The organism is Prauserella endophytica (genome assembly GCF_005146945.1).
Classification (GTDB): Bacteria; Actinomycetota; Actinomycetes; order Mycobacteriales; family Pseudonocardiaceae; genus Prauserella_A; species Prauserella_A endophytica.
This window is the reverse complement of the sequence record NZ_SWMS01000016.1, coordinates 1-18714: the sequence shown is the minus strand read 5'-3', so window position 1 is coordinate 18714 and position 18714 is coordinate 1. Positions and strand designations below refer to the sequence as shown.

The 18714-nt window shown below is 68.9% G+C and carries 21 protein-coding genes; 3 read left to right on the top strand and 18 right to left on the bottom strand.

The window, feature by feature from the left end; translation table 11 throughout:
• Positions 1-8: 8 nt before the first annotated feature.
• Positions 9-902, bottom strand: coding sequence for an ectoine/hydroxyectoine ABC transporter substrate-binding protein EhuB (gene ehuB, locus FCN18_RS25370; RefSeq protein WP_112271172.1), 894 nt, complete (start codon positions 900-902; stop codon positions 9-11).
• 188 nt (positions 903-1090) lie between these two features.
• Positions 1091-3115, bottom strand: a complete 2025-nt coding sequence (locus FCN18_RS25365) for a protein meaA (protein WP_137096280.1) — start codon at positions 3113-3115, stop codon at positions 1091-1093.
• Positions 3116-3275: 160 nt separating this feature from the next.
• Here FCN18_RS25365 and FCN18_RS25360 point away from each other — a divergent pair, with 160 nt between their 5' ends.
• Together FCN18_RS25360 and FCN18_RS25355 are read left to right on the top strand one after the other, a co-directional pair.
• On the top strand, positions 3276-3899 hold the full coding sequence (locus FCN18_RS25360) for a LysE family translocator (protein ID WP_137096279.1): 624 nt from the start codon (positions 3276-3278) through the stop codon (positions 3897-3899).
• Between the two features lie 101 nt (positions 3900-4000).
• Entirely contained in the window at positions 4001-4741 is a 741-nt protein-coding gene (locus tag FCN18_RS25355) for a trypsin-like serine protease (protein WP_228714121.1), read from the top strand.
• 4 nt (positions 4742-4745) lie between these two features.
• On the opposite strand, the gene murA is transcribed toward FCN18_RS25355, so the two are convergent.
• The gene (gene murA / locus FCN18_RS25350) at positions 4746-6020 is read right to left on the bottom strand and encodes a UDP-N-acetylglucosamine 1-carboxyvinyltransferase (RefSeq protein WP_112271166.1); all 1275 of its coding nucleotides are present in this window, start codon (positions 6018-6020) and stop codon (positions 4746-4748) included.
• A gap of 154 nt (positions 6021-6174) precedes the next feature.
• Here murA and FCN18_RS25345 point away from each other — a divergent pair, with 154 nt between their 5' ends.
• Positions 6175-6750, top strand: a complete 576-nt coding sequence (locus tag FCN18_RS25345) for a cob(I)yrinic acid a,c-diamide adenosyltransferase (RefSeq protein ID WP_137096278.1) — start codon at positions 6175-6177, stop codon at positions 6748-6750.
• A gap of 80 nt (positions 6751-6830) precedes the next feature.
• Here the strand turns inward: FCN18_RS25345 and FCN18_RS25340 are convergent, their stop codons facing one another.
• From FCN18_RS25340 to FCN18_RS25270, 15 genes are all read right to left on the bottom strand, one after another.
• On the bottom strand, positions 6831-7262 hold the full coding sequence (locus FCN18_RS25340; RefSeq protein WP_112271162.1) for a DUF2550 domain-containing protein: 432 nt from the start codon (positions 7260-7262) through the stop codon (positions 6831-6833).
• Positions 7263-7287: 25 nt separating this feature from the next.
• Positions 7288-7653 carry a F0F1 ATP synthase subunit epsilon gene (locus tag FCN18_RS25335; protein ID WP_112271160.1) on the bottom strand — a complete coding sequence of 122 codons (366 nt, stop codon included), beginning with the start codon at positions 7651-7653 and terminating at the stop codon, positions 7288-7290.
• Positions 7654-7773: 120 nt separating this feature from the next.
• A complete protein-coding gene (gene atpD / locus FCN18_RS25330) occupies positions 7774-9198 on the bottom strand; it encodes a F0F1 ATP synthase subunit beta (protein WP_137096277.1) in 1425 nt (474 codons plus the stop codon).
• 3 nt (positions 9199-9201) lie between these two features.
• Complete coding sequence (locus tag FCN18_RS25325; RefSeq protein ID WP_112271156.1) at positions 9202-10137, bottom strand: F0F1 ATP synthase subunit gamma; 936 nt, start codon at positions 10135-10137, stop codon at positions 9202-9204.
• A 12-nt stretch (positions 10138-10149) separates the two neighbouring features.
• Complete coding sequence (gene atpA / locus FCN18_RS25320) at positions 10150-11790, bottom strand: F0F1 ATP synthase subunit alpha (RefSeq protein ID WP_137096276.1); 1641 nt, start codon at positions 11788-11790, stop codon at positions 10150-10152.
• A 63-nt stretch (positions 11791-11853) separates the two neighbouring features.
• Positions 11854-12675, bottom strand: a complete 822-nt coding sequence (locus FCN18_RS25315; protein ID WP_113643797.1) for a F0F1 ATP synthase subunit delta — start codon at positions 12673-12675, stop codon at positions 11854-11856.
• A gap of 12 nt (positions 12676-12687) precedes the next feature.
• Positions 12688-13248 carry a F0F1 ATP synthase subunit B gene (locus tag FCN18_RS25310; RefSeq protein WP_112271150.1) on the bottom strand — a complete coding sequence of 187 codons (561 nt, stop codon included), beginning with the start codon at positions 13246-13248 and terminating at the stop codon, positions 12688-12690.
• Between the two features lie 31 nt (positions 13249-13279).
• Positions 13280-13537, bottom strand: a complete 258-nt coding sequence (locus FCN18_RS25305; RefSeq protein WP_137096275.1) for an ATP synthase F0 subunit C — start codon at positions 13535-13537, stop codon at positions 13280-13282.
• Positions 13538-13611: 74 nt separating this feature from the next.
• A complete protein-coding gene (gene atpB, locus FCN18_RS25300; protein ID WP_113643795.1) occupies positions 13612-14403 on the bottom strand; it encodes a F0F1 ATP synthase subunit A in 792 nt (263 codons plus the stop codon).
• A gap of 362 nt (positions 14404-14765) precedes the next feature.
• Positions 14766-15200 carry a hypothetical protein gene (locus FCN18_RS25295; RefSeq protein WP_113643793.1) on the bottom strand — a complete coding sequence of 145 codons (435 nt, stop codon included), beginning with the start codon at positions 15198-15200 and terminating at the stop codon, positions 14766-14768.
• Entirely contained in the window at positions 15197-16360 is a 1164-nt protein-coding gene (locus tag FCN18_RS25290) for a glycosyltransferase family 4 protein (RefSeq protein ID WP_112271144.1), read from the bottom strand. Before FCN18_RS25290 ends, FCN18_RS25295 begins: the two co-directional genes overlap by 4 nt.
• A 70-nt stretch (positions 16361-16430) precedes the next feature.
• Positions 16431-17081 (bottom strand): L-threonylcarbamoyladenylate synthase, encoded by a 651-nt coding sequence (locus FCN18_RS25285; protein ID WP_137096274.1) that lies wholly within the window; start codon positions 17079-17081, stop codon positions 16431-16433.
• An 11-nt stretch (positions 17082-17092) separates the two neighbouring features.
• Entirely contained in the window at positions 17093-17956 is an 864-nt protein-coding gene (gene prmC, locus FCN18_RS25280) for a peptide chain release factor N(5)-glutamine methyltransferase (RefSeq protein ID WP_112271140.1), read from the bottom strand.
• Between the two features lie 4 nt (positions 17957-17960).
• Entirely contained in the window at positions 17961-18326 is a 366-nt protein-coding gene (locus FCN18_RS25275; RefSeq protein ID WP_137096273.1) for a MerR family transcriptional regulator, read from the bottom strand.
• Between the two features lie 80 nt (positions 18327-18406).
• The coding region (locus FCN18_RS25270; protein ID WP_137096272.1) for a transposase at positions 18407-18714 on the bottom strand (308 nt) is incomplete at its 5' end.

Here is an 18714-nt window from a genome sequence, read left to right as displayed (position 1 = left end):
CCTCCCGATTACGCGCCGCAGAGACTTTCGGTGGTGACGTCGGGCTTGGGCAGGTTCACCTCACCGAAGCCGAACGGCTCCACGATGCGAACCCACTCGCCACTGTCGTGCAGCTTCTTCAGCTGCTCGTTGAACGCGTCGCGGAGTGACTCGTCGCCCTGCCGGAAGACGAAGCCGCCCGCGGAGATCACCGGCTTGCCGTCCTCCTCGGGCTGGAAGCTCTCGGTGACCTCGACGGGCGCGTCGGGGTTCTGCTTGACCAGCCACTTCAGTGAGATGTCGGTCAGCGCGGCGCAGTACACGCGGTCGTCGATCACGGAGCGGAGCATGCTGTCCTGCGTGTCGAGCGTCGTGATGTTGTCCTCGGACACGCCCGCCGCGGTCGCGTAGCCCTTCTCGACCGCACCGGAGAGCACCGCGACCTTCACGTTCTTCTGTGCGAGGTCCTCGAAATTCTTGACCTGCTGGGGATTTCCCCTCGGGACGAGCAGTGCGGCGAGCGCGGTGTAGTCCGGTGTGGAGAACAACGCGGCGTTGCACCGCTCCGGTGTGATGAACATGCCCGCCGACACCACGTCGTACTGCCGGGCGTTCAACGCGGGGATCAGCTGGTCGAAGGTGACCACGCTGTTCTGCACGTTGCGGATGCCCATGGCGTTGAAGACGGCTCGGGCCACTTCCGGCGCCTCACCGGTTACCTTGCCCGAGGCGTCGGCGAAGCCGTAGGGCTGCTCGTTTGCGATGCCGATACGGATCATGCCGGAGTCACGCGCGCTCTGGAGCGTGTCGCCGTCGCCGGTGCCCGCGCAGGCGGACAACAAGGTCGGCCCCCCGATCGCCGCCGCTCCGATGACCGCCGAACGCCTGAAGAACTCTCTGCGGGTCCACTCGCTGTGCGCCATGACGGCACCTCATTTCGATTGACCTCGTCGTCAATCCCTATGCGAAGCCCGGTACGTGCTCGCGCACAGGGGCGTAGTCACCGAAAGTAGGTGCGCCGCCCGGCCTGGTCAAAGGATCGCAAAACTCTGACCACAGGCTGTTACCATAACGAGATCATGAGATTCGGCCCCTGACCGGATCGGCGGAGTCATTCGTCCGGCAGACCGCGAGCGTGCCTGATCACCGTCACGATTTCGGCCATGATCTCGGTCAGCGAGTAATCCTTGGGTGTGAACACCCGGGCGATGCCGCGCTCCCGCAGCAGGGCGGCGTCGTCGGCCGGGATGATGCCGCCGACGACCACCGGGATGTCCCCGGCACCCGCCGCCCGCAGCCCGTCGACGACCTCGGGCACCACCTCCAGGTGTGAGCCCGACAGCACCGAGAGCCCGACGACGTGGACGCCCTCCTGCACCGCCGCGGCGACGATCTGCTCCGGCGTGAGCCGGATGCCCTGGTAGACCACCTCGAACCCGGTGTCGCGGGCGCGCACGGCCACCTGCTCGGCGCCGTTGGAATGCCCGTCGAGACCCGGCTTGCCGACGAGGATGCGCAGTCGCTCGCCCAGCTCCTCGCTCGTCGCGCGCACGCTCGCCGCCACGCCGGCGATCTCCTCGGCACCCTCGCCGGGCGAGGACGCGGCCGACACCCCGGTGGGTGCCCGGTACTCGCCGAAGACCTCACGTAGTGCGCCCGCCCACTCACCGGTGGTCACCCCGGCCCGCGCGCACGCGAGGGACGCCTGGAACAGGTTGGCGGTGGTGCCCGCCTGCTCCTTCAACGTCTCCAGTGCCACCCGCACGGCCTCGTCGTCGCGGGTCTCCCGCCAGCGTTCGAGCGCGGCGATGGCCTGCTTCTCGGCCACGGGGTCGGCGGTCTCGACCGCTTTGGCGCCCTCGGCCTGCAACGGGCTCGGCTCGGTGGTCTCGAACCGGTTGACGCCGACGAGCACACGCTCGCCCGACTCGATCTTGCGCCGGTACTCGACGAGCGAGGACACGAGCTGCGACTTGAGGTATCCGCTCTCGACGGCCGCCACCGCGCCGCCCATGTCCTGCACCCGCGCGATCTCCTCGCGCGCACCGGCGACGATCTCCTCCACTTTGGACTCGATGACGTGCGAGCCGTCGAAGATGTCCTCGTACTCCAGCAGGTCCGTCTCGAACGCGAGCACCTGCTGCATGCGCAGCGCCCACTGCTGGTCCCACGGCCGGGGCAGCCCGAGCGCCTCGTTCCACGCCGGCAGCTGGATCGCCCGCGCCCGCGCGCCGCGCGAGAGCGACACCGCGAGCATCTCCAGCACGATGCGCTGGACGTTGTTCTCCGGCTGGGCCTCGGTGAGCCCGAGCGAGTTGACCTGCACGCCGTAGCGAAGGCGGCGGGCCTTCGCGTCGGTGACGCCGTAGCGCTCGCGCGTCAGCTCGTCCCACAGCGCGGCGAACGCGCGCATCTTGCACATCTCCTCGACGAACCGTACGCCCGCGTTGACGAAGAACGAGATGCGGCCGACGACCTTGGCCATGTCCTCCTGGCCGACCTGGCCGGAGTCGCGTACGGCGTCGAGCACGGCGATCGCGGTGCTGAGCGCGTAGGCCACCTCCTGCGTCGGCGTCGCGCCCGCCTCCTGCAGGTGGTAGCTGCAGATGTTGATCGGGTTCCACTTCGGGACGTTGTTCACGGTCCACGCGATCACGTCGGTGGTCAGCCGCAGGCTCGGCCCCGGCGGGAAGATGTAGGTGCCGCGGGAGAGGTACTCCTTGATCACGTCGTTCTGCGTCGTGCCCGTGAGCTCCGCCAGCACCTCCGTGGGGTCGTGGCCCTCGGCCTCGGCCTGCTCCTGCGCCACGGTGACGTACAACGCGAGCAGCCACATCGCGGGCGCGTTGATCGTCATCGACGTGTTGGCCTCGGCGAGCGGGATGCCGTCGAAGAGCCTGCGCATGTCGCCGATGTGGGCCACGGGCACGCCGACCTTGCCGACCTCGCCCCTGGAGAGCTTGTGGTCGGCGTCGTAACCGGTCTGCGTCGGCAGGTCGAAAGCGACGGAGAGGCCGGTCTGCCCCTTGGCGAGGTTGCGCCGGTACAGGTCGTTGGAGGCGGCGGCCGAGGAATGACCCGCGTACGTCCGCATCACCCACGGCCGGTCACGCTCGCGGTCGGTCGGGTACGGCACGCCGATGCACCTCCTCGGGACAGCTGATGGTTCAGCGTACTTGGGGGTAACCACCCCCGCGACGTGTAACGCACCACGTCGAGCGGGGTTGTGTTGCGCCGGCCGCTGTGACCGAAAACCGCGAGCCTCCACCCCGGAGGTGCCGATAGTGTGGGCATACGTGACATGGAGTTCGTACGCCAGCTATCTGGTCTTCGTGATCGTCGTGGTGCTGGCCCCCGGGCCCGACACGGTCGTGACGCTCAAGAACTCGTTCGCGGGCGGGTTCCGCGGCGGGCTGCTGGCTGCGTCCGGCATCGCCGTCGGCAACCTGCTTCAGGGCACGGCCGTGGCGTTCGGCCTCGGAGCCGTCATCGTGCAGTCGCAGCCGGTGTTCCACACCGTGCGCTGGCTCGGGGTCGCCTACCTCTGCTACCTCGGTGTCCAGGCGTTCCGGGCCGCCTGGCGCGGCGACTACGGCTCGCTGGACGAGCTGGGCTCGCGTTCGAGCGGGTTCCGCCGCTTCCGCGAGGGCTTCCTCTCGAACGTCACTAACCCCAAGGTGCTCGCGCTGTACCTGTCGGTGCTGCCGCAGTTCCTCGACCCCGTGCACAGCACGCCGTTCGACGCGCTGCTGCTCGCCTACACCGTCGCCGTGCTGGGCGGGCTGTGGCTGTTGCTCCTGCTGCTGTTCGTCAACCGGGTGCGGGGCTGGCTGTCGCGGCGCCGGGTGCGCAGGGCGCTTGACGCCGTCACGGGCACCACCCTGTTCGGCTTCGGCGCCGCGCTGGCCGCCGAGGGTTAGGGACCAGACGAACGGCACTGGTTACGGCGGCCACCGCCGCACCCGCCATCAACTCCTACAACGCCACCCCAGCTCCCGAGCGCACCGAGGTGGGCGCGCTCGTGGTGACGTGGGACGACGACGGTGATCCCGCGACGCCCGAACGGTTCGACTGGGTGTGCTCCGGCACGATGGTCGACGCCGACACGTTCCTCACCGCCGCCCACTGCACCACCGGCTGGCCCGGGGGCGCGCGCTTCCACGTGTCGCTCGACCAGGACGTGCAGGGCGGCCTCGACGCCGCGGCCGAGCGGTTCCCCGGCGACCCGGCGGCCATCGCGGACGCGGTCGGCGTCGAGGGCGTCGCCCACAGCGAGCCCGGCTACCCCGGCAACTCGGCCGACTCGCACGACATCGCCGTGGTGGAGTTGCCTGCCGCCGGGGTGGCCGCTCGCTGGGAGTTCACACCGGCCACGCTGCCGGAGGAGGGCCAGCTCGACCGGCTGGGCCCTCGGGGGCTCGACGACACGGAGTTCGTGGTTGCCGGCTACGGCACGCAGGAGGCACGGCGAGGGCCGGGCGGGCACACCCACCCGGGCGGCGGGGTGCGGATGAAGGCACCGGAGTCGTTCGACGCGCTCAACAAGACCTGGGTCCGGCTCGCCATGACGGCGCCGCAGGGCAACGGCGGCGCCTGCTACGGCGACTCGGGCGGACCCAACTTCGCGCTGATCGGCGGCGAGCGGGTGCTGGTGTCCACCACGATCACCGGCGACGCGCCGTGCTACGCCACGAACGTCACCTACCGGCTCGACGCACCCACCGCGCGGGCGTTCCTCGCCCCGTTCGTGGCGCTGCCGTAACCGCTCAGGCCCGTTCCGGCTCGGTGGCGACGCGCTCGATGCGCGCCCCGAGCCGGTTCAGGTTCTCCACGAAGTGCGGGTAACCGCGGTCGATGTGGAAGACGTCCCAGACCTCGGTGACGCCGTCGGCGCACAGGCCGGCCAGCACGAGCCCGGCGCCCGCCCTGATGTCGGAGGCCCAGACCGGGGCGCTCGAGAGCTTCTCGACGCCCCTGACCACCGCGTGGTGGCCGTCGGTGCGCGCGTCCGCGCCCAGCCGCACCATCTCCTCGATGAACCGGAACCTCGCCTCGTAGACGTTCTCCGTGATCATCGACGTGCCCTCGGACACCGACGACAGCGCCACCGCGAACGGCTGGAGGTCCGTCGCGAAGCCCGGGTACGGCAGGGTGACGAAGTCCACCGAGCGGGGCCGCTCGGGCTGCACGATGCGGAAACCCTTGCCGTCGAACGTCGTGACGTCGGCGCCGGCGAGCCGCAGCTTCTCCAGCACCAGCTCCAGGTGGTGGGGGTTCACCCCGGTCACCGTCAGGTCACCCCGGGTCATCGCGGCCGCGAAGGCCCACGTCGCGCCGACGATGCGGTCGCCGATCACGCGGTGCTCGGTGGGGTGCAGCGACTCGACACCCTGGACGGTCAGCGTGGACGTGCCCGCGCCCTCGATCTTCGCGCCCATCTCGGTGAGCATCGTGCAGATGTCGACGATCTCCGGCTCGCGCGCGGCGTTGTCGATCACCGTGGTGCCTTCGGCGAGCACGGCGGCCATGAGGATGTTCTCGGTGGCGCCGACGCTCGGGAAGTCCAGCCAGATCTGGGCCCCGTGCAGGCCGTCGGCCTCGGCGACCACGCAGCCGTGCTCGATGGTGCTGGTGGCGCCGAGCTTGCGCAGGCCGTTCTGGTGCATGTCCAGCGGCCGGGAACCGATGGCGTCGCCGCCCGGCAGAGCGACGACGGCCTTCTTGAGCCTGCCGACGAGCGGGCCGAGCACGCAGACCGAGGCCCGCAGCTTGCCCATGGCGGGCGAGTCCGCGCGGTGCGAAAGCTCGGAGGGCGTCGTGATGTGCGCGGTGTCACCGTCGAGTTTGACCTCGCAGCCGACACTGCGCAGCACGTCGGCCATCAGCGGGACGTCCAGGATCTGCGGGCAGTTGGTGATGGTTGTCGTGCCCTCGGCGAGCAGTGCCGCCGCCATCAGCTTGAGCACGCTGTTCTTGGCGCCGACGACCTCGACCTCGCCGACCAACCGCGCGCCGCCATGCACGTCGAAGTGCTCGCTCATGGACGCCAATAATGCCCGCCGGGTCCGGCGGACTCGCGCAGGGGCACACCAACCGTTGAGCGCCATCACAATTCCGGCCCGAGCTGAAACGTCTCGGCAGGCGGCGGCGATGAGTCCCATCCCAGGTAAGGGAAATCCCGCCTAGACTCCGGGCATGCCCGTTCGGATCAATCGCGTGTACACCAAGGTCGGCGACACCGGCACGACCGCGCTCGGTGACGGCTCCCGAGTGCCCAAAACGGACCCACGGCTCGGCGCCTACGCCGACGTGGACGAGACGAACTCGGTGGTCGGCGTCGCGATCGCGCTCGGTGGTCTCACCGAGGAGGTGGCGGACGTGCTGCGCTCCGTGCAGAACGACCTGTTCGACGTCGGAGCGGACCTGTGCGCGCCGATCGTGCCGGACCCGGAGTACCCGCCCCTGCGCATCACGGAGGCGTACGTGGAGCGGCTGGAGGGCTGGTGTGACGAGTTCAACGAACAGCTGGGAAAGCTGACGTCGTTCATCCTGCCGGGCGGCACGGCGGGGGCCGCGCTGCTGCACCAGGCGCGCACGGTCGCGCGCCGTGCGGAACGTTCGGGCTGGGCACTGGTGGAGGCCGATCAGGAGCGGACCAACCCGCTGGCGGTGAAGTACCTCAACCGCCTCTCGGACCTGCTGTTCATACTGGCCCGCCTGGCGAACCCGGACGGCGACGTCCTCTGGAAGCCCGGCGGCGACCGAACCTGACCCGCCGTCCCCCAAGGCCACCTTTGTTGCGCTCAACGCAACAAAGGTGGCCTTGGGGGCCGCTAGGTCGTACAGGCGGATCAGCTACGCGGGATTCGGCGGCCCGGAGGGGCCGATTCGAGCCAGGAGAGGAAGCCCGTCAGCGCGCCGGGACCCATCGCGATCTCGATGGGCTCTTGCTCGTCGGACTCGCAGCGCAACACGGTCGAGCCCGCCGGCACGGCGTAGGACTCGGTGCCGATGGGCTCGCGCCGGTCGGCGATCTCGAGGTTGTCGCGGCGGAAGACACGGTCGGGGGCGATCCGCAGGCTCCACACGCGATACCAGACGAACTCCTCGCCCTGGTACCGGCCGATGCCGAGGTGCCAGCCCGAGCGTTCCCTGTCCGGTTGCCAGCGCAGCGCAACGCTCACGCCGCCGTGGCGGCGCATGCGCACCCAGCGCCACGCGTAGATAACGGCGACGGCGAGCAGCACGAGCAGGAGGGCGAGGACCACAAGGGCGATGTCCATGGCCGGCTCCCGCTCGTCGTCGCCGTTAGGCCGACTGGCCTGCCGCCCGGAGCCTCGCGGCCGCTCTGGCCCTCTCGGCCTCGTCCTCGGCGCCGAGCGCCTGCTTGGCCGCCTCGATGTCGATCTCCTCGCCGAGCTCGGCTGACTCCGCGAGAACGCTCACGGACTCGTGCGTGATCGACAGGAAGCCGCCGTGCACCGCGGCCGTGATCGTGTCACCGTCGGTGGTCGTCACCTTCACGATGCCGCCCTCGACCAGCTGGCCGAGCACCGGCTCGTGGCCGGGCATGACACCGATCTCGCCCTCGGTCGTCTGCGCGACGACGAACGAGGCGGTACCGGACCACAGACGACGCTCGACGGCCACCAGCTCGACGGACATCTCAGCCACGTAGGTCTCCTTCGAATCGCGCGTCCCACCAGTGTAATAGGCGCGCCGTCAGTCAAGGGTGTGAGTAAGCGAACGACGGGGCCACATCCACAATGGACCGGCCCCGTCGCTCACCAGGAGTCACTTACCGGTGATTTCCTTGTACTTCTTCTCGAGGTCGTCGAGACCACCGATGCCCAGGAACGCCTGCTCCGGGTAGTGGTCGAAATCGCCCTTCGCGATCTTGTCGAACGCCTCGACGGTCTCGGCCACCGGCACGGTCGAACCGGGCTGACCGGTGAACACCTCGGCGACCAGCATGTTCTGCGAGAGGAAGCGCTCGATGCGGCGGGCCCGCTGCACCGTCAGCTTGTCCTCTTCCGACAGCTCGTCCATACCGAGGATCGCGATGATGTCCTGCAGCTCCTTGTACTTCTGCAGGATCCGGATGACCTCGGAGGCCACGCGGTAGTGCTCGTCGCCGACGATAGCCGGGTCGAGAATCGTGGAGCTGGAGGCCAGCGGGTCCACCGCGGGGAAGATGCCCTTCTGGAACACCGACCGCGAGAGCTCCGTGGTGGCGTCGAGGTGCGCGAACGTGGTCGCGGGGGCCGGGTCGGTGTAGTCGTCCGCGGGCACGTAGATCGCCTGCATCGAGGTGATCGAACGGCCCTTGGTCGAGGTGATCCGCTCCTGCAGCACGCCCATCTCGTCGGCCAGCGTCGGCTGGTAACCCACGGCCGAAGGCATGCGGCCCAGCAGGGTCGACACCTCGGAACCGGCCTGGGTGAACCGGAAGATGTTGTCGATGAACAGCAGCACGTCCTGGTTCTGCACATCGCGGAAGTACTCCGCCATGGTCAGTGCCGACAGCGCGACGCGCATACGCGTGCCCGGCGGCTCGTCCATCTGGCCGAAGACGAGCGCGGTGTTGTTGATGACGCCGTCCTCGGACATCTCCAGGAACAGGTCGGTGCCCTCACGGGTGCGCTCGCCGACACCGGCGAACACCGAGGTGCCACCGAAGTTCTGGGCGACGCGAGTGATCATCTCCTTGATGAGCACCGTCTTGCCGACACCCGCACCGCCGAACAGGCCGATCTTGCCACCCTGCACGTACGGGGTGAGCAGGTCGATCACCTTCAGGCCGGTCTCCAGGACCTGGGTCCGGCCTTCCAGCTGGTCGAACGCGGGCGGGTTCCGGTGGATGGTCCACCGCTCGAGGTCCGCGCCGTGGCCGGGCTTGTCGAGGCAGTCGCCGAGCGCGTTGTAGACGTGACCCTTGACCTCGTCGCCAACCGGGACGGAGATCGCGGAGCCGGTGTCGGTGACCTCCGCGCCACGGACGAGGCCGTCCTGCGGCTGCAGCGAGATCGTGCGCACCAGGTTGTCACCGAGGTGCTGCGCGACCTCGAGGGTCACGGTCTTCTGGAGCTCGGCGAACTCGATGTCCACCTTCAGCGCGTTGTTCAGCTCCGGGATGTGGCCGCGCGGGAACTCCACGTCGACGACCGGCCCGGTCACGGAGACGATGCGCCCCTTGATGGCAGCTTCAGTGCTAGTCATAGCTCAGTCATCACTTCCTACAGCGGCGAGCGCATCAGCTCCACCGACGATTTCGCTGATCTCCTGGGTGATCTGGGCCTGGCGGGCCTGGTTCGCCAGCCGGGTGTAGGTCTCCACGAGTTCGCTGGCGTTGTCCGACGCCGACTTCATGGCGTTGCGCTGCGCCGCGAGCTCGGAGGCCGCCGACTCCAGCAACGCCGCGAAGATCCGCGTGTTGATGTACTTCGGCAGCAGCGCGCCGAGCAGCGTCTCGGCGCTGGGCTCGAAGTCGTACGCGGGCAGAATGCCCTCGGCGGGCTGCTCATCGGTGTACTCGACCTCGAGCGGCGCCATGCGCTTGGCGACCGGCGTCTGGGTGAGCATCGAGCGGAACTCGGTGTAGACGATGTGCAGCTCGTCGACACCGAGCACGCCGTCCTCGCCCGGCGAGTCGCCCTGGTCGTCCGCGCCCGCGAGGAACGCCTTGACCAGTGCCTCGCCGACCTCGGCGGCGTTCTCGTACCTCGGCTGCTGCGAGAACCCCGTCCAGCTGCCCGCGATCTCGCGGCCACGGAACCGGTAGTAGTTCACGCCCTTGCCGCCGATGACGTACAGCTGCGGGTCCTTGCCCTGCTCACGCAGGAGCGACAGCAGCTCCTCGGTGGCTCGCAGCGCGTTGGCGTTGTAGCCGCCGCACAGCCCCTTGTCACTCGTCACGACGAGCACCGCGACCCTGCGGGGGTTCGGACGCTCGACGAGCAGCGGGTGGTCGAGGTTGGCCGCCGCGCCCGCCAGCGCCGAGAGCACGTTGGTGATCTCGCCGGCGTACGGGCGGGACGCCTCGACACGCGCCTGCGCCTTGCTGATGCGCGAGGTGGCGATGAGCTCCATCGCCTTGGTGATCTTGCCGATCGACTTGGTCGCCCGGATCTTCGACCGGAGCTCACGAAGCTGTGCCATGGCCTCCGCCCGTTACTTCTTCGGGGCCGGACGGTGGACCTTGACCGACTCCTGGCCGACCTTCTCGGCGTCCATCGCGTCGGCCTCCGCCTCGACGAGGGTGCGGCCCTCCGACGTGGTGAAGCCCTTCTTGAACTCGGCCACCGCGTTCACGACGCGTTCGGCGAGCTCGTCGGACCACTTACCCTTGTCGCGGATCTCGGCGAGGATGTCGTCGTGCTTGTGCCGCAGGTTCTGCAGCAGCTCGCTGTTGAACCGGGCGGTGTCCTCGATCGGCACCTCGTCGAAGTGGCCGTTCGTGCCGAGGAACACGGTGATGACCTGCTGCTCGACCGGCACCGGCGAGTACTGCGGCTGCTTGAGCAGCTCGTACAGCCGCGCACCACGGTCCAGCTGCGCCCGCGACGCGGCGTCGAGGTCGGAGGCGAAGGCGGCGAACGCCTTCAGCTCCTCGTACTGCGACAGGTCGATACGCAGCGAGCCGGAGACCGTCTTCATGGCCTTGATCTGCGCGTCACCACCGACTCGGGAGACCGAGGTGGTCACGTCGACCGCCGGCCGCTGACCGGAGTTGAACAGGTCCGACTGGAAGAAGCACTGGCCGTCGGTGATCGAGATGACGTTGGTGGGGATGTAGGCCGAGATGTCGTTGGCCTTGGTCTCGATGACGGGGAGGCCGGTCAGCGAGCCCGCACCCAGCTCGTCCGACAGCTTCGCGCAGCGCTCCAGCAGGCGGGAGTGCAAGTAGAAGACGTCGCCGGGGAACGCCTCGCGGCCCGGCGGGCGGCGCAGCAGCAGCGAGATCGCGCGGTAGGCCTCGGCCTGCTTGCTGAGGTCGTCGAAGACGATCAGGACGTGCTTGCCCTGGTACATCCAGTGCTGGCCGAGGGCGGAGCCCGAGTAGGGCGCGAGCCACTTGAAACCGGCCGGGTCGGAGGCGGGAGAGGCGACGATCGTCGTGTACTCCAGCGCGCCCGCGTCCTCGAGGGACTTGCGCACCGCGGCGATCGTGGAGCCCTTCTGGCCGATGGCGACGTAGATGCAGCGGACCTGCTTGGTCGGGTCGCCGCTCTCCCAGTTGGACTTCTGGTTGATGATCGTGTCGACGCAGACCGCGGTCTTGCCGGTCTTGCGGTCGCCGATGATCAGCTGGCGCTGGCCGCGGCCGATCGGGGTCATCGCGTCGATCGCGGTGATACCGGTCTGCATCGGCTCGGACACCGGCTGGCGCTCCACCACACTCGCGGCCTGGAGCTCGAGGGCACGCGTCTCGTCCGCGGCGATCTCGCCGAGGCCGTCGATCGGGTTGCCGAGCGGGTCGATGACGCGGCCGAGGAAGTTCTCGCCGACGGGGACCGAGAGGATCCGGCCGGTCCGCTTGACCTCCTGGCCCTCCTCGATCTTCTCGAAGGCGCCGAGGAGCACGACACCGATCCGCCGCGGCTCCAGGTTCTGCGCGACGCCGAGGACACCGCCGGGGAACTCCAGCAGCTCGTTGGCCATGGTCGACGGCAGGCCTTCGACGTGGGCGACACCGTCACCGGTGTCGACGACGACGCCGACCTCTTCCCGGCTCACATCCGGGGAGTAACTCGAGACGTAGTTCTCGATCGCACTGCGGATCTCATCCGAGGAGATCGTCAGCTCCGCCATGTCGTTCCCGCTCTCACTTCGTTCTTGCCACTGTGCAAAGTATGTGTTATGTGGGCGCTCGCGTCAGCGGGCGAGCTGCCTGCGCAGTGCGTCAAGGCGCCCGGCCGCGCTTCCGTCGATCACCTCGTCGCCGATCCTGACCACGAGTCCGGCGCCGATTCTGCGATCCAGCTCCACGTGCAGTGCGATCGACCGCCCGTAGATCTGCCCGAGCTTCTCGGCAAGCTGCTCACGCTGCTCGCTGGACAGCTCCGTCGCGCTGGTCACGTAGGCCACCGAGCGTTCCCGCCTCTCGGCTGCCAGCCTGACCAGCTCGTCGATCCCGAAGGCGATGCTCCGGCCACGAGGCCGCGCCACGACCTGCTCGACCAGCACCCGGGTGACCGGGTCGACCTTGTCCGACGTGAGGTTGCGGACGAGAGTCCGCTTGCCCTCGACCGGCCCCACCCGGTCGGACAAGGTCCGCTCGAGCTCCGGCTCGCCCTCCACGATACGTGCGATCCGGAACAACTCGTCCTGGACGGTGTCCAGTTTGCCGGTTCGCTCGGCACTCTCCAGCAGCGCGGCCCGCCCGACGGACTCCAGGCCGTCGAGCAGCTCCCGAGGGCTGGACCAGCGGCTGCCCACCACGGCGTCGAGCACCTGGAGGGCGGGTTCCGACACCTTGCCCTGCAGCAAGGTCCTGACGAGCCGCTTACGGGCCTCGGGGTCCGACGAACCGTCACCGACGGCCCGCCGCAACCCGACCTCCCTGGCGAACACGTCCACCACGGAGAGCAGCTCTTCCCCGACGGCGGACGGGTCGTTGCCCGCGTCGCCGAGCACCTCGTCGAGACGGTTCTCGGCGAAGCCAAGAGCCTCCCGGCTCGCAGCATGCAGCGTCATCTACGACTACTCCTAGTTCCTGGCTCCGGCCGCACCGTTGCCGCTGGCCTCGAGCTCGGCCAGGAACCGGTCCACGGTGCCGCGACGGCGGGCCTCGTCCTCGAGCGCCTCACCGACGATGCGGCTTGCGAGCTCGATGGAGTTGCGGCCCAGCTCGGCCCGCAGCTCCGCGACGATCTGCGCCCGCTGCGCCTGCAGCTGGGCCTCGCCCTGCGCGACGATGCGACGGGCCTCTTCCTGGGCGTCTGCCCGCAGCTCTTCCTTGATCTGCTCGGCCTCGAGCCGCGCGTCGTCGCGGATCTTGGCGGCCTCGGTCCGCGCCTCGGCGAGCTGCGCCTTGTACTGCTCCAGCGCCTGCTCGGCCTCGGCCTGGGCTTTCTCCGCCTTCTCGATGCCGCCCTCGATCTTCGCGGTGCGCTCCTCGTACAGCTTCTCGAAGCGCGGCACCGCGAACTTGCGCAGCACCCACAGCAGCAGCAGGAACGCGACGAAGCCGAGGATGATCTCGGAGAGGTGCGGGACGACCGGGTTCGGCGCCCCTTCGGCCGCTAGGACCAGTTGGGTGTTCAGCACGGCTTCTCCCTAAAGCGATGAGCGGAAAGACTCAGCCACCGGAAGCGATGAAGTAGATGACGATGCCGAACAGCGCGAGCACCTCGACCAGGGCGAAGGTCGTCCAGGCGATACCCATGAGCTTGCCCTGGGCCTCGGGCTGGCGGGCCGTGCCGTTGATGACCGCGGACCAGATCAGACCCACACCGAGAGCGGCGCCGATGGCGCCAAGACCGTAACCGATGGCGGCGAGACCCGGGTTGATGTTGGACGCGGCCTCCGCGGCCTGGGCGAGAACAATGTTGCTCACTTGCGATTTCCCTTTCGACTCGGTCCGCGACTACGCGGATCGGGGGGCTTGTGTTTGTTGCCGGCGTTACTTACTCAGTGTTCGGCGGCCAATGCGGCACCGATGTAGTTGGCAGAGAGCAGCGCGAAGATGTATGCCTGCAGCACCTGGATCAGTGCTTCCAGGAAGGTCAGGATGATCGCGAAGGCGAAGCTCACCACCGACACCGGCTTGAGCGCCGCACTCGCCTCGAGCAGCAGGTACTCACCGCCGAGCGTGAACACCAGCAGCAGCAGGTGACCCGCGAACATGGCGGCGAAGACTCGCAGCGCCAGCGTGATCGGGTTGATGAGGAACTTCTGCAGGAACTCGATCGGCGTCAGCAGCGGAAGGATGAAACCGGGGGCGCCCGCGGGCACCGTCTCCTTCTTGAGGTAGCCGACGAATCCGTGCCGCTTGAAGCCGACGTAGTGGTACACGGGGTAGACCACCAGCACCGACAGCGCGAGCGGGAAGCCGATGTGCGACATCACTGGGAACTGGATGACCGGGATGATCCCGAAGATGTTGTTCACCAGGATGAAGCTGAACAGCGCGAGGATGAGCGGCACGAACGGACGGAAGTCCTTGGCGCCGATCTGCTCCCGCGCGATGTTGTTGCGCCCGAAGTCGTAAATGGATTCGGCCGCGAACTGGAACCTGTTCGGCACGATCTTGAGGTTGCGCGTGGCGAGCAGGAAGAACGCACCCACGATGACTGCCGCCAGCACGGCGAGAACCATCGGCTTGGTAACGAAAGTTCCTTCGCCGAAGATAGGACCAAGGTTGAAGTCCTTCGCGCCCGGCGCGACGAACTCGTCGCCTTGGGCCAGTACCAGCGCGCCCAACTGGGCTCCTTCCGGTTCTCCCGGCCGGCGTTCACTCCGCCGGGGGAATCGTCACGATCGGGACTTAACGTACCCGATACAGATCGAGTACTCGGAAGCGGCTACCACGTTGCGTAGGACTCGACCGGGCCACCCGGAGCCCTGACGGACCACCACACCGGGGAGCACGATCGACGCCGCCTCCACGGCGCGGACGATACCAGTCGTCCGATTCACTCCGTACGCCCGTACTCCTTAACGGGACGAAGGTCCCGTCTCGTCGGGAGGTACGTCCCGACGAGACAGGGCGGCGGAGCCGGTTGGCCCCACGCCGCCGGCTGGGACCGCCACGCAGGCCACGTCGACAGGTCCTCTTTCCGGAATCAGGGAATGATGGTCGGGACCTTGGTCCGTTTGAACGCGACCATCTCGGCACCGGCCCAGACGAGGATCACGGCCATCATCGTGATGGCGAGCGAGAGAGTGTGCAGGGCGTCGACGCCGCGGAGCAGCGTCATCACGCCGAAGATCACCAGCATCTTGAAGACGTAGCCACCGAGCGCGACGGCCATCACGGCCATCGGGTCCATCGCGGCGGACTTCCGCATCATGAACAGGGTCGCCAGCGACGAGGCGAACGCGACGGCGCCACCGACGAGCGCGCCGAAGAGCCCGGCGGTGCCGATCCACACCAGGCCGACGACGGCACCGATCACGACGATGCCGACCGCAGGCCACAGCGCGGTGCGCAGCATGGCGTCGGCCAGCTTCGTCACCTGCTCGGCGTGCTTGTTCCGGGTCTCTGCCTGCTCAGTCATGGGGCTCCCTGCTGGTTTCGCGACCTCAGTCTAGGGACAACGGAGATGAGCGCGGCCACCACCAGCCCCGCACAGGTGATCCAGAACACAGCCGCGGTGTCGAAGAGCGTCACCGCGACCGCTCCGAACGCCAGCAGCCCCGCCCACAGGTAGATGAGGAGCACAGCCCTGCGCTGCGAGTGCCCGATCTCCAGAAGCCGGTGGTGCAGGTGCATCTTGTCGGCCGCGAACGGGCTCTCGCCGCGCCGCGTCCTGCGGATGACGGCCATGACGAGATCCAGCAGCGGCAGGAACAACACGGCCGCGACGACGAACAGCGGCGAGAGCAACGCCACGACGTCGGTCGCGTCGAACGACGTGTAGTTGATCTTTCCTGACGCGGACGTGCTCGCCGCGGCGAGCATCAACCCGATCATCATCGAGCCGGAGTCGCCCATGAAGATCTTCGCGGGCTGGAAGTTGTGCGGCAGGAAGCCCAGACACGCGCCGGCGAGCGTCGCCGCGATGAGCGCGGGCGGGTACGTGCCGACATCGCCACCGGACGACGCGAGCAGGCCGAGCGAGAACGCGCACGTGGCCGCGGCCGCGATGAGGCCGAGCCCGCCGGCCAGCCCGTCGAGGCCGTCGACGAAGTTCATCGCGTTGACCATCACCACCACCAGCAGCACGGCCAGCAGGCCGCCCTGGTTGCGGTCGAGGATCAGTACCTGGCCGAGCGTCTCGCCGTCGCCGCCCCACGGCACCCAGAACGACACCCACTGCAGTCCGAACAGCACCAGGATGCCCGCGCACATGACCTGCCCGGCGAGCTTGGTCCACGCGTCGAGCTCGAACCTGTCGTCGAGCGCGCCGATCAGGACGATCACCGCGCCGCCGATCAGCACGGCCACCGGGTCGTAGGAGTAGTCGAACGCGCGGCGCAGCACCGGCAGCTGGTGGGCCATCGCCATCCCGCCGAGCACGCCGATGTACATCGCGAGCCCGCCCATCCTCGGGATGGGGATGACGTGGACATCGCGCTTGCGCGGAACGGCGACCGCGCCGACCTTGATCGCGAACCGGCGCACCACGGCGGTCAGCAGGAACGTCAGCGCCGCGGAGACGAGCCCGACGAGGATGTACTCGCGGATGGGGAGACCGGCTGAGACGGTGGGGGTCATCGGGTGTTCATCCCCTGCGGAAGAAGTGCTGCGGGGTCACAGCGCGCAACGCTATCGCTACCGGCCCCCGTCACGGGCGGGGGCCGACCTCGGTGCCGAGAACCTCCGACACCGCCTCGGCCTTCACGGCCCCCTCCCGCAGCAGGACCGGCGATTCACCCGTGAGGTCCACGATCGTGGAGGGAACGGGGTCGCCGCTCGGACCGCCGTCGAGGTACACCGAGACCGACTCGCCGAGCTGGTCCTTCGCCTCCTGCGCCGTGGCCGCGGGTGGCTGGCCCGACACGTTCGCGCTCGACACCGCCATCGGCCCGACCTCGCGCAGCAGCTCGATCGCCACCGGGTGCAGCGGCATGCGCAGCATCACCGTGCCCCTGGTGGTGCCGAGATCCCAGTTCAGGCTCGGCGCGTGCGGCAGCACGATGGAAAGGTCACCTGGCCAGAAGGCCTCGATCAGCGCGCGGGCCTGCTGGGGAACCCCGAGCACCAGACCGTCCACTGTGGACCAGGAGCCGACGAGCACGCCCACCGGCATGTCCGGCCCCCGGTGCTTGGCCTGCAACAGCGAGCGCACGGCGCCCGCGTCGAACGCGTCGGCGCCGATGCCGTAGACGGTGTCGGTGGGCAGGACCACGAGCCTGCTCGACCGCACCGCGGAGGCCGCCGCGCGCAGGCCGTCGGCCCTGGTGTCCGGGTTGCTGCAGTCGTACACCGCGCTCATGGCCCGTGAGCTTAGCCCCGTAGCGCTGTGACGAATCGCGGACGTCCGCTGAGGTCCGGATGGTCCCGTACGTCCTTGAGCACGCGGCGCGCGCGCAGCAGCGCGGGCACCGCGGCGCCGTGGGTGTCGTCATGCTCGATCGCCACGCCCCCGCCTGGCCGCAGCAGCCGCGCGGCCGTGGCGACCACGTGCCGGATCACGTCGATCCCGCCCTCGGCCGCGAACACGGCTTGCGGCGGGTCGTGGTCGGCGACCTCCGGCGGCACCGGAGTGCCCTCGGGCACGTAGGGCGGGTTGCACAGCACCAGGTCCACGAGCCCGTCCAGCTCGGCGAACACGGTGGGGTCGGTGACGTCACCGGAGTAGAGCCGGATCGGCGTGTCCCCCGCCGCGGCCCGCGCGTCGGCGTTGTGGCGCGCCCACGCGAGTGCGTTGGTGTCGTTGTCGACGGCGTACACCACGGCGTCGGGCCTCGCGTTCGCCACGGCGAGGGCGAGCGCGCCCGAGCCGGTGCACAGGTCGACCACCACTGGATACTCCCTGCCCTTGAGCAGCTTGAGGCCCCATTCGAGGAGCAGCTCGGTCTCCGGGCGCGGTACGAACACGCCGCTGCCGACCGACACGGTGATGTCCCCGAGCGCGGCCCAGCCGGTGAGGTGCTGCAGCGGAACCCGCTTGGCGCGCTGGCTCACGAGCTGCCCGATGGCCTCCACGACCGAGGGGTCCACCAGCGGCACGAGGGGCAGCCGCCCCCGCTCCACGCCGAGCACATGCGCGGCGATGAGCTCGGCATCGGTCCTCGGGGAGGCGACGCCTGCCTGGTCGAGGATGCGGGTCGCCTCCAGGATCGCGAGGCGCAGCGGCTGTCTGTTCACGGTGTCAAGACTGGCACAACCCCTGCCACTGGCCGGGGACGTAGGTCGCGAGAGTGCTGCGCGTTCGCCGCAACGTGTCGATCTTCTCGTCCATGGTCGCCAGCTCCTGGCGAAGGGTGTGGACCAGCTCGGGGCACACGTCCCAGCTCGGCAGCTCCCCGGCCGCGCACGGCAGCACCTCACGGATCACCTCCGTGGACAGTCCCGCGGCCAGCAGCGCCCTGATCTGGCGCACGGTGGTCACCGCGTCGTCGTCGTAGACCCGGTAGCCGTTGCCGCCGCGGCGGGCAGCCAGCAGGCCCTGCTCCTCGTAGTAGCGCAGGAGCCGGGGGCTCACCCCGGTCCGTCCGGACAGCTCACCGATCCACATACGACGCACCCCACCAGTCCCGACCGCAGTGAAGGCCACCTTCACTGCGTTGAACGCAGTGAAGGATGCTCCTATAGAGGTCAAGTGGTGAGGTTGGCGAGGTCGGCTTGGATGGCGTGGTAGGCCTCGCGTGCGGCGTAGCGTTTGAGGCAGCGGATGATGTCGCGTTTGCTGAGGCCTTCGGTGGTGCGTCGGGTGACGTAGGCGCGGGTGCGTGGGCAGTGGCGCATGCGGACGATGACGATGCGGTGGAGGGCGGCGTTGGCTTGCCGGTCTCCGGCTCGGTTGAGTCGGTGTTTGGTGGTGCGGCCGCTGGAGGCGGGGATGGGGGCTGTGCCGCAGAGGTGGGCGTAGGCGGCTTCGGAGTGGAGTCGTGTGGGGTTGTCGC